Source organism: Ferrovibrio sp. (assembly GCF_002796975.1).
Lineage (GTDB): Bacteria > Pseudomonadota > Alphaproteobacteria > Ferrovibrionales > Ferrovibrionaceae > Ferrovibrio.
On the sequence record NZ_PEKV01000010.1, the window covers coordinates 14659 to 23758 of the forward strand.

The 9100-nt window shown below is 63.1% G+C and carries 12 protein-coding genes and 1 pseudogene; 6 read left to right on the forward strand and 7 right to left on the reverse strand.

Annotated elements, in window-relative coordinates; genetic code table 11:
* Both CTR53_RS11980 and CTR53_RS11985 read left to right on the forward strand, forming a co-directional pair.
* Nucleotides 1-408 (forward strand): NnrS family protein (locus CTR53_RS11980; protein ID WP_290813371.1); only part of this gene is annotated, 408 nt, incomplete at its 5' end.
* 59 nt (nt 409-467) lie between these two features.
* Nucleotides 468-989: a group III truncated hemoglobin gene (locus tag CTR53_RS11985; protein WP_290813374.1), complete on the forward strand. Its 522-nt coding sequence runs from the start codon at nt 468-470 to the stop codon at nt 987-989.
* Here the strand turns inward: CTR53_RS11985 and CTR53_RS11990 are convergent.
* Nucleotides 980-1648 carry a glutathione S-transferase family protein gene (locus CTR53_RS11990; RefSeq protein WP_290813377.1) on the reverse strand — a complete coding sequence of 223 codons (669 nt, stop codon included), beginning with the start codon at nt 1646-1648 and terminating at the stop codon, nt 980-982. The two genes, CTR53_RS11985 and CTR53_RS11990, sit on opposite strands and share 10 nt — an antisense overlap.
* Before the next feature lie 69 nt (nt 1649-1717).
* Here CTR53_RS11990 and CTR53_RS11995 point away from each other — a divergent pair, with 69 nt between their 5' ends.
* The gene (locus CTR53_RS11995; RefSeq protein WP_290813380.1) at nt 1718-2308 is read left to right on the forward strand and encodes a TetR/AcrR family transcriptional regulator; all 591 of its coding nucleotides are present in this window, start codon (nt 1718-1720) and stop codon (nt 2306-2308) included.
* On the opposite strand, the gene CTR53_RS12000 is transcribed toward CTR53_RS11995, so the two are convergent.
* The 6 genes from CTR53_RS12000 to irrA all read right to left on the reverse strand — a co-directional run bounded on the left by CTR53_RS12000 (nt 2305) and on the right by irrA (nt 6742).
* Nucleotides 2305-2913 carry a pyridoxamine 5'-phosphate oxidase family protein gene (locus tag CTR53_RS12000; RefSeq protein ID WP_290813409.1) on the reverse strand — a complete coding sequence of 203 codons (609 nt, stop codon included), beginning with the start codon at nt 2911-2913 and terminating at the stop codon, nt 2305-2307. The genes CTR53_RS11995 and CTR53_RS12000 overlap by 4 nt on opposite strands.
* 66 nt (nt 2914-2979) lie before the next feature.
* Nucleotides 2980-3411, reverse strand: coding sequence for a VOC family protein (locus tag CTR53_RS12005; protein ID WP_290813412.1), 432 nt, complete (start codon nt 3409-3411; stop codon nt 2980-2982).
* A 157-nt stretch (nt 3412-3568) separates the two neighbouring features.
* Complete coding sequence (locus CTR53_RS12010) at nt 3569-4159, reverse strand: DUF3501 family protein (RefSeq protein ID WP_290813414.1); 591 nt, start codon at nt 4157-4159, stop codon at nt 3569-3571.
* A 63-nt stretch (nt 4160-4222) separates the two neighbouring features.
* The gene (locus CTR53_RS12015; RefSeq protein WP_290813417.1) at nt 4223-5587 is read right to left on the reverse strand and encodes a heterodisulfide reductase-related iron-sulfur binding cluster; all 1365 of its coding nucleotides are present in this window, start codon (nt 5585-5587) and stop codon (nt 4223-4225) included.
* Between the two features lie 100 nt (nt 5588-5687).
* Nucleotides 5688-6107, reverse strand: coding sequence for a rubrerythrin family protein (locus tag CTR53_RS12020; protein ID WP_144068134.1), 420 nt, complete (start codon nt 6105-6107; stop codon nt 5688-5690).
* 224 nt (nt 6108-6331) lie between these two features.
* Nucleotides 6332-6742: an iron response transcriptional regulator IrrA gene (irrA, locus tag CTR53_RS12025; protein ID WP_290813423.1), complete on the reverse strand. Its 411-nt coding sequence runs from the start codon at nt 6740-6742 to the stop codon at nt 6332-6334.
* Nucleotides 6743-7070: 328 nt separating this feature from the next.
* Here irrA and fabA point away from each other — a divergent pair, with 328 nt between their 5' ends.
* From fabA to CTR53_RS12040, 3 genes and pseudogenes are all read left to right on the forward strand, one after another.
* Nucleotides 7071-7595, forward strand: a complete 525-nt coding sequence (fabA, locus tag CTR53_RS12030) for a bifunctional 3-hydroxydecanoyl-ACP dehydratase/trans-2-decenoyl-ACP isomerase (RefSeq protein ID WP_367158973.1) — start codon at nt 7071-7073, stop codon at nt 7593-7595.
* Nucleotides 7596-7684: 89 nt separating this feature from the next.
* Nucleotides 7685-8920 carry a beta-ketoacyl-ACP synthase I gene (fabB, locus tag CTR53_RS12035; protein ID WP_290813429.1) on the forward strand — a complete coding sequence of 412 codons (1236 nt, stop codon included), beginning with the start codon at nt 7685-7687 and terminating at the stop codon, nt 8918-8920.
* 37 nt (nt 8921-8957) lie between these two features.
* Nucleotides 8958-9100: pseudogene (locus CTR53_RS12040) on the forward strand (SDR family oxidoreductase); the annotation flags it as partial.

Consider the following 9100-nt stretch of genomic DNA (forward strand, 5'->3'; position numbering starts at 1 on the left):
AGCCATCGCGCGCTGCGCGTGCCGCTGCTCGCCATCCTGCATGTCGCCTATGCCTGGCTGCCGGTCGCGCTCCTGCTGCGCGGTCTGGCCGCGCTCGACCTCGCGGCACCGGCGCTGGCGCTGCATGCGCTCGGTGTCGGTGCCATGGCCGGGCTCATGCTCGCCATGATGACCCGCAGTTCGCTCGGCCATACCGGCCGTCCGCTCAGGGCGGGTCCGGTGGACATTGCGATCTATGTCGCGATCACGCTGGCGGCTTTGCTGCGGCTTTGCGCCGGGCTGCATGCAGACTGGACCCTGCCGCTGCTCTGCGCAGCCGGGCTGGCCTGGGAAGCCGCCTTCGGCCTGTTCCTGCTGCGCTACGCGTCGATGCTGCTGCGGGTGCGTGCCGATGGCAGGCCAGGTTGAACATAGCTGGCTGGTTTCCGCTCGCCTTTCGCCGCCATTTGCCCTAGATCGACATCATCATGGCTCATCAGGACGACAACGACAGCACGCGCGCGGAACGCCAGGCCCGTCGCGCCGCTCTGGCACCCGGCACGCAGGTCGGCATCGACGAGGCGATGGTGCATCGGATGGTGCACAGCTTCTATGCCCGCATCCGCGAAGACGAGATGCTCGGCCCGATCTTCAACGGCGCGATCCAGGACCGCTGGGACACGCATCTGGCCAATATGGCGGATTTCTGGTCGTCGGTGGTGCTGATGACCGGGCGTTATTCCGGCCGGCCGATGGCGGCGCATCTGACCCTCGACACGAAACGCGGCGAGCACGGCATGCCACGGCTGGACCAGCCGCATTTCGACCGCTGGCTGCAGCTGTTCCGCGCCACCGCGGCGGAAGTCTGTCCGCCCGACGCGGCCGCCCTGTTTGTGGCGCGCGCGGAAAAGATCGCGCAGTCCTTCGTGATGGGGCTGCGCTTCCAGCGCGGCGAAACGCCTGACTGGCTTGGGCCGGTGCGCAGCGCGCCCGCCAAAGATCAGGCGTGAAGCGGAGGTCCGTCTTTCGCGTAATGCGTCAGGCGCTGGCCCGGCAACAAATCATAGGCTGATCGCCAGCCCGGAAGGCTGGCGATGCGATCAAGCCAGGCGCGGATTCCCGGATGTGTGGCAGCGAAATCGTAACCGGTTTCATCGGCCGGGAAATGCAGATAGGCCATCATCGAGAAATCCGCCACGCTCGGCTGATCGCCCGCAGCGAAGGCCGACACTTTCACATGCTGGTCCAGGATACCCAGAAAGTCGTCGAGCCGGCGGCGAAAATGAGTCAGCACCTGTGGATTCGGCTTCCGCGTGAAGCTGCGCATGAAGCGGTAGGTCGCCATATAGCCGGTCAGTTTGTGATTGTCCCAAAACAGCCAGCGCAGGATTTCATATTTCTCAGCCGGCGTATCGCCACCGAACTTTCCGTATTGCTCGGCAAGTTGCAGCAGCAGAGGCGCCGTTTGCGTCAGCTTGACGCCATCTGCTTCCAGGACGGGGATTTCACCCATCGCATTCACCGTCGCGCGCCATTCTGGCGTGCGGGTGACGCCCGCGGCGAAATCGGTCCAGATCGGCTCGAAACTCTGGCCACACAGCGTGAGCATCAGAGCCAGCTTGTAGCTGTTGCCGGATTCCGGGAAGTAATGCAGGCGATAAGCGGGCATTGACATCTCCGCGTCAAGAACGTTTGATCCATAAAGAAGAACATATGTTCCGTATGGAGTCCATAGGACGTGAACGACGGCAACGAGATCACCGCGCGCCAGCGGCCGCTGATGGAGGCCACCCTGCGCCTGATCGGCCGCCGCGGCCTGGATGGCGTGACCCACAGGGCGGTCGCGGCCGAGGCGAAGACATCCCTGGGTGCGGTCACCCATCACTTCAGATCGCGCGATGCGCTGATCGAGGCGGCGCTGCGCCATGCTCTCGCCCGCGAGACCGGCCGGCTCCGTGCGCTTGCGCTGAGCCTTCAGGACAAGGCCATCGACGTGGATGCGTGGATCGACTCCCTGGTGGTCTGGTATGACCGGGAACTGAAAACCGATGCCGAGATGCATATCGCCTGCTACGAGGCTTTCCTGGCGGCAGCCAGAACACCGCATTACCGGCTTGTCGTGGAGGAGTGGTTCGAAACCTGGCGCCGCAGCGCTCAGTTGGCGCTTGCCGCGGCCGGCTCATCCGATCCGCAGCGTCACGCCGAGCTTTTCGTCTCTGCGCTGATCGGTTTGGTGTTCAGGCAGCTCGCCGCGCCGCGCCGCGCATTTCGACGCGAAACCATCTCCGTGCTGTCGGAGCTTGTCTCTCGCCTGTTGCAGCGAGGCTAGTAAAGCCGGCTCTTGTAGCTTTCCGCCAGATTCACATCTGCCGCCTCGGCATCGATGCCGGCGACCTGGTCGGCAAGTACGCGGCCGAGCGTGGGGAAGCTGCTGCGCGGCACATGCTTCTCCGCATTCCACAGATCCGAGCGGAGCATCGCCTTGCCGCAATGGAAATAAACTTCACGCACGCTGATCTCCAGCGCCGAGGCCGGCACCTTGCCCTGCGCCGCCATCGGTTCCAGCCGGGCCGCATCGGTGATTACTTTCGCCGTGCCGTTGACGCGCAGGGTCTCGTTGATGCCCGGCACCAGGAACAGCAGACCCACATCGGGCGAGGCCACGATATTGCGTAAGGAGTCGATCAGGTTGTTACCGCGCCGGTCCGGCAGCAGCAGCGTGACATCATCGACCACCTGCACGAAACCCGGCGCATCGCCGCGCGGCGAGGCATCGCTGCCGTCGGGCCCGTGCGTGGCCAGCACCGCGAATGGCGACAGCGCGATGAAGGCGCGGGCATGCCTGTCGAGCCGGCGCAGGAGTTTCTTCTGCACCATCTCGTTCGGCTGATCGTAGCAGTCGCGCAGGGCGGAGTCTGAGTCGAGAACAGTCATGGCGGCCTCCTTGCGGCGAGTGTACCGCCACAAGGCCGTCGCTGCCATGCTGCGAAGCGCAGAGACCTAGGCTTTAGGATGCGGCACGATGACGATGCTGGGCGCCGAGCGGGTGGCGAGGCCATGAAATACTGCCTCGATATTGTTGCCGTCGGGATCGATGGCAAAGGCGGCGTAGTAGCCAGGGTGATATGTGTCGCGGAAACCCGGCGCGCCGTTGTCCCTGCCGCCGGCGGCGGTGACAGCGGCATGAAACCGCTGCACCATCGCCTGGTCCTGGGCCTGGAAGGCGAGATGGGCGCGGCCGGTGAGATGAAAATCGGCATGCGCCTCGGCGGTGCTGACATACAGTTCGTCGCAGCCGAAAAAGCCCGGCCCCTCGGTTTCGACCTTCAGGCCGAGTGCCTCAAAGGCGGCGTCGTAGAACCGCCGTGCGGCGGCGAGGTCTTTCACCACCAGTTGCACATGGTCGATCAGCCGGCCGCGATGGAATTTCATGGTCTTCTCCGGATCGTGAAGCGTCGCCGCGTTTAACGCGCGAAGGGCGGCTTTGATCCGGGAGAGAACAGTGAATCCCTAAATCGTCATCCCCGCGAAAGCGGGGATCCAGAATGGAAAGACTGGGTTCCCGCTTTCGCGGGAACGACGCGGAGATTTAAGCGAAATCCGCGCTCAGGCTTTCGCGCACGTTCTCCGGCATCACGGCGATATGGCCGTAATTGGGATGCTCGATGGCAAGCAGCACGCGGGGGCCGGCCGCCTTGAAGGCGGCGACCTGCTCGGCCGTGAAGGGGAAGCGCAGGAAATGCACCGAGGAGGTCTTGCCGTCCTCACGGTTGCGCTCCGCATCATCCTCGGGCACGGCCTTCACTTTATGGCTGCCGAATTCCAGCACCACCATCTGGTCGACATTGGTGAGCTGGCCCAGCACGGCGGGGCGGCGCACCGGGTCGTCGACCTCAATCATGAAGGTGCAGACCAGCTCGCTGCCCTTGGGGATCAGCGGCGCATAGGCATGCAGTTCGTCCTTGATCTGCTCCTCGCCGCCCTTTTCGATGAACAGCATTTCGTGGATCTGCCACCACATGGTGGCGAAATTCTCGAAATAGAAGGTGCAGAACGGCCCGACGCCGACGCGGCGGTTCTTCTTGATGGCGACGACCTCGGCGCGCTTGTCTTTGCGCACCGTCACGAATTCTTCCATGGAAAGAATATCGGCGCGGGTAATCGTGGTCTTGAGACTCATGACGCTCTCCTGTGTGGCGGATGCCCCTCCGTCACCGGACGCTCTTTACAGTAAACCGCCAACCTAAATAAGGCCGTAGGCCTTCGCGAAAAGTTCGACCGGATGCTCGGCCCTGGCCGGCAGGGTGAAGCCCTCTTTATCCTTGCCTTCGCGCTCCATGCCCTGGCGGATATGGATCCCGGCCAGCGGGCATTCCGAGGCGATATGCGCCTTGTTTTCCTTCACCGCCGTGCGCATGACCGGCTTGCCGACCTTCATGCCGACTTCGAAGAATTCTTTGCGCACGCCCCAGCTGCCGCCATGGCCGGCGCAGCGTTCGATCACCGCCAGAGAAGACCCCGGCGTCATCTCGGGGATCAGCTTCATCATCTCGGTCGCCTTGGCGCCCATATTCTGCGCCCGCGCATGGCAGGCCAGATGCAGCGTGACGCCGCCGTCCAGCGGTTTGAGCCCCGGCGCAAGGCCATGTTTCTTCGCGATATCGACGATGTATTCGGAAATATCGAAGGTCGCCTGGCTCAGCTTTTTGACCAGAGGGTCATCCGGTAAAATAAGAGGCCATTCGAATTTCAGCATCAGCGCACAGCTCGGCACCAGCGCCACGATGTCGTAGCCCTGGTCGATCAACGGCGAGAAGGCTTCCGCCACCACGCGCGCTTTTTTCGCCACGTCTGCGATATCGCCCTGCTCCAGCCGCGGCATGCCGCAGCAGCCGGGATATTCGACGCGCAGATCGACGCCGTTATGCGCCAGGATCTTCTGCGCGGCGATGCCGATATCGGGATTGTTGTAGTTGCCGAAGCAGGTGGCGTAGATCGCCGCCTTGCGTTTGCCGAAGGCCGGCGCGTCTGCATTGACGGCAGCTGGCTCGCTTTTCGTGCGCGCCACTAAAGTCTTTGCATTGAATTTCGGCAGCTCGGCATCGCGATAGATGTCGGTGACCGCTTCCATGATCGGACGGGTCAGGCCGTTGCCGCGCGCGCTCGCCCAATTGGCGATGGGGGCAACCAGGCCGGCCAGCCTGCCGTTGCGGTCGGTCTGGCTGAGCTGGTCGCCGATCGCATCCTTGTGGCCGTGATGCCGCTCAGCCGCGCGATAGCGCAGCATCAGATGCGGGAAATCGAGATTGAACTCGTGCGGCGGCACATAGGGACACTTGGTCATGTAGCACAGGTCGCAGAGCGTGCAGGCATCTACGATCGGCTTGAAATCTTTCGAGTCCACTTCGTCGAGTTCGCCGGTCGGCGAGGCATCGACCAGATCGAACAGGCGCGGAAATGAGTCGCAGAGATTGAAGCAGCGGCGGCAGCCGTGACAGATATCGAGCACGCGGCGCATTTCGGCGTCGAGCTTTTCGAGATCGTAGAAATCAGGATTGGTCCAATCCAGCGGATGCCGGGTTGGCGCGTCCAGGCTGCCTTCACGCATGGTCGTCCCCTAACGGGTGCTTTTAAACGTGCTGGTCATCCGCGGAGTCCGTCAGGGCAGACAGACTCCGCGGATCGTTTAGGTCACCGGTGCAGGGAACTCAGCCCAGGGTGTCGAGGGCCTTCTGGAAACGGCCGGCATGGCTCTTTTCAGCCTTGGCGAGCGTCTCGAACCATTCAGCGATCTCGTCGAAGCCTTCCTCGCGGGCGGTCTTCGCCATGCCGGGATACATGTCGGTGTATTCGTGGGTCTCGCCGGCAACGGCAGCCTTCAGGTTCGACGCGGTCGGGCCGATCGGCAGATCGGTGGCCGGATCGCCCACTTCAGCCATGAATTCGAGATGGCCATGGGCATGGCCGGTCTCGCCTTCGGCGGTCGAACGGAACACGGCGGCGACGTCGTTGTAGCCTTCCACGTCGGCCTTCTGGGCGAAGTAGAGATAGCGGCGGTTCGCCTGGCTTTCGCCGGCGAAGGCATCCTTCAGATTGCCGTGGGTCTTGGTACCTTTGAGTGCGGCCATAGTGTGGTCCTCCTTGGCTGTCGCTTGCCGTCGCGTCGACCATGGGGGATCGCACGGCGGATCGTCCTGCCCTGACTCCTCAAACTGCTGAATGCGGAGCAGCGGGACAGAGATTCGGAACGCCGGGATTATGGACCCGCCAAGCTGACAGTCAAGGTTGTTTGGAATTATTCTAAATCTGAGAATGGCTCGCAAATACAAGAGCCATGCGGGTTTTCGAGCGCTCAGTCTTCCAGGCGCAGGATCACATCCACACGGGCGATTTTCGCCCCGGCCGGCGCGGCCGGCAGGCGCGACACCGCGACTTCCGCTTCCGGGATGTCGCGCAACTCGCCGCTGCGCTCGTAGTAGAAGTGATGATGCGGCGAGAGATTCGTGTCGAAATAGGCGCGGCCGGCATCCACCGTCACCATGCGCAGCAGCCCGGCGCCGGTGAACTGGTGCAGGCAGTTGTAGACGGTGGCGAGCGACAGCCGCGCACCGCGCTCGGCCGCCTCGGTGAACAGGCTTTCGGCCGTCACATGGCGATGACCCTGGCCGAACAGGATTTCGGCCAGCACCAGCCGCTGCCGCGTCGTGCGCAGCCCGGCGGTCCGGAGCTGCTCGGCGGCAGCCTCGAAACGGGGTTCGATCATCTTTGCCATTGGCTTCGATATATAGCACGGCGCGAAAGAGGGCCACAGGAATGTCATCTGGCCGGATTCTACCTGTATTCACAAATACTTGAGTATCTACCCCGCCAGGTGGCAGTCGGCCGGCGGGAGGACCGCTCGCGCATTTGTAACAAGATGCAACGAAACTGTTGCGACTGGCCGACGGATCACTACATTGTCCCGGAAGGCAAAGGCAGACCCGCCACTTAGCGGAATTCGCCACGGAGGAATTGCGCCGGTTCCCCCCTCTTGCTTGGGGTCGGGCGGCGCCAGAAGGGTTAGGGATTTCGCGCCAGTGGAACAGAAGATCGTGGAACAGAAGAACAGTTACAGCTACGAGGATCTGCTGGCTTGCGCCCATGGCAAGCTGTTCGGCGAGGGCAATGCCCGCCTGCCGCTGCCTCCGATGCTGATGATCGACCGCATCGTGAAAATCGTCAGCGACGGCGGCAAATACGGCAAGGGCGAGATCGAAGCCGAACTCGACATCAAGCCGAATCTCTGGTTCTTCCCCTGCCATTTCGAAAACGACCCGATCATGCCGGGCTGCCTCGGCCTCGATGGCATGTGGCAGCTGGTCGGTTTCTTCCTCGGCTGGACCAAGGCGCCGGGCCGCGGCCGCGCGATCAGCGTCGGCGAAGTGAAATTCTCCGACATGGTGACGCCGGCGGCGAAGAAGATCACCTACAAGATCGATATCAAGAAGCTGCTGCTGCGCAAGTTCGGCATCGCGATCGCCGATGGCACGATGCTGATCGATGGCAAGCCGGCTTATGAATGCAAGGACATGCGCGTCGGCGTCTTTCCCGATGGCCTGGCCCCTGCTGCTGCCTGATCGATCCGCGGCAGCATACTGCAACGTCCTAGCGTTATGATTGTGGCCCGGACACTGGTCCCGGCCCGCGTTTGAGGAGTCTCACGCCCATGCGTCGCGTCGTCGTCACCGGTCTCGGCATCACCTCCTCCATCGGCAACACTGTCGAGGATGTGGCGGACAGCCTGAAAGCCGGCCGCTCCGGCATCGTCTTTGCCGAGGAATACGCCAGGCTCGGTTTCCGCAGCCAGGTGCATGGCACGGTGAAGATCGATCTCGAAGCCGCGGTCGACCGCCGCCAGAAGCGTTTCATGGGCGATGGCGCGGCCTATGCCTATCTCGCCATGGAACAGGCCATCGCCGACAGCGGCCTGGAAAGCAGCGACGTCATCAACACGCGCACCGGGCTGATCGTCGGTTCGGGCGGCCCCAGCACGCGCAACCTGGTGCAGGCCGCCGATATCACCCGCGAAAAAGGCGGCCCGAAGAAGATCGGCCCCTTCATGGTGCCGCGCGCCATGTCGAGCACCTGTTCGGCCGTGCTGAGCACCGCCTTCAAGATCAAGGGCGTGAACTATTCGATCAGCTCCGCCTGCTCGACCTCGGCGCATTGCATCGGCAACGCCGCCGAACTGATCCAGCTCGGCAAGCAGGACATCATCTTCGCCGGCGGCGGCGAGGAACTGGACTGGACGCTGAGCTGCCTGTTCGACGCCATGCCGGCGATGTCGTCGTCGTATAACGCCACACCCGACAAGGCGAGCCGCGCCTATGACAAGGATCGCGACGGTTTCGTGATCGCCGGCGGCGGCGGCATCGTCGTGGTGGAAGAACTGGAACATGCCAAGGCGCGCGGCGCCAAGATCTATGCCGAACTGGTCGGCTATGGCGCGACCTCGGACGGCGCCGACATGGTGGCGCCGTCGGGCGAAGGCGCCGTGCGCTGCATGCAGCTGGCGCTGAACGAAGCCGGCGGCCACGGTCACAACGCGCCGATCGATTATATCAACACGCATGGCACATCTACTCCGGCCGGCGATATCACCGAACTGAAGGCGATCCGCGAAGTGTTCGGCGACAAGGTGCCGGCGATCAGCTCGACCAAGTCGCTGACCGGCCACTCGCTGGGCGCGGCCGGCGTGCAGGAATCGATCTATTCGATCCTGATGATGCGCGACAACTTCATTGCCGCCTCCGCCAATATCGAAAACCTCGATCCCGGCGCGGAAGGCTTCGATATCGTGCGGACCCGCCGCGACAACGTGACGCTGAACCGCGTGATGTCGAATTCCTTCGGCTTCGGCGGCACCAACGCCTCGCTGATCTTCCAGCGCTACGCTGCCTGACCCCACCGGCCTTTGCCAGATAAAGAACGATAAAGACATGACCGATACGCGCGCATTGATGAGCGGCAAGCGCGGCCTCATCATGGGAGTTGCCAACGACCACTCGATCGCCTGGGGCATCGCCTCGATGCTGCACCAGCATGGCGCCGAGCTGGCCTTCACCTACCAGGGCGAGGCCTT

Bases quoted from the DNA above. Each gene is read 5' to 3' on its own strand.
- CTR53_RS11985 (WP_290813374.1), top strand. From the start codon at position 468: ATGGCTCATCAGGACGACAACGACAGCACGCGCGCGGAACGCCAGGCC.
- CTR53_RS11990 (WP_290813377.1), bottom strand. From the start codon at position 1,648: ATGCCCGCTTATCGCCTGCATTACTTCCCGGAATCCGGCAACAGCTAC.
- CTR53_RS12000 (WP_290813409.1), bottom strand. From the start codon at position 2,913: ATGACTGTTCTCGACTCAGACTCCGCCCTGCGCGACTGCTACGATCAG.
- CTR53_RS12005 (WP_290813412.1), bottom strand. From the start codon at position 3,411: ATGAAATTCCATCGCGGCCGGCTGATCGACCATGTGCAACTGGTGGTG.
- CTR53_RS12010 (WP_290813414.1), bottom strand. From the start codon at position 4,159: ATGAGTCTCAAGACCACGATTACCCGCGCCGATATTCTTTCCATGGAA.
- CTR53_RS12015 (WP_290813417.1), bottom strand. From the start codon at position 5,587: ATGCGTGAAGGCAGCCTGGACGCGCCAACCCGGCATCCGCTGGATTGG.
- CTR53_RS12020 (WP_144068134.1), bottom strand. From the start codon at position 6,107: ATGGCCGCACTCAAAGGTACCAAGACCCACGGCAATCTGAAGGATGCC.
- irrA (WP_290813423.1), bottom strand. From the start codon at position 6,742: ATGATCGAACCCCGTTTCGAGGCTGCCGCCGAGCAGCTCCGGACCGCC.
- fabB (WP_290813429.1), top strand. From the start codon at position 7,685: ATGCGTCGCGTCGTCGTCACCGGTCTCGGCATCACCTCCTCCATCGGC.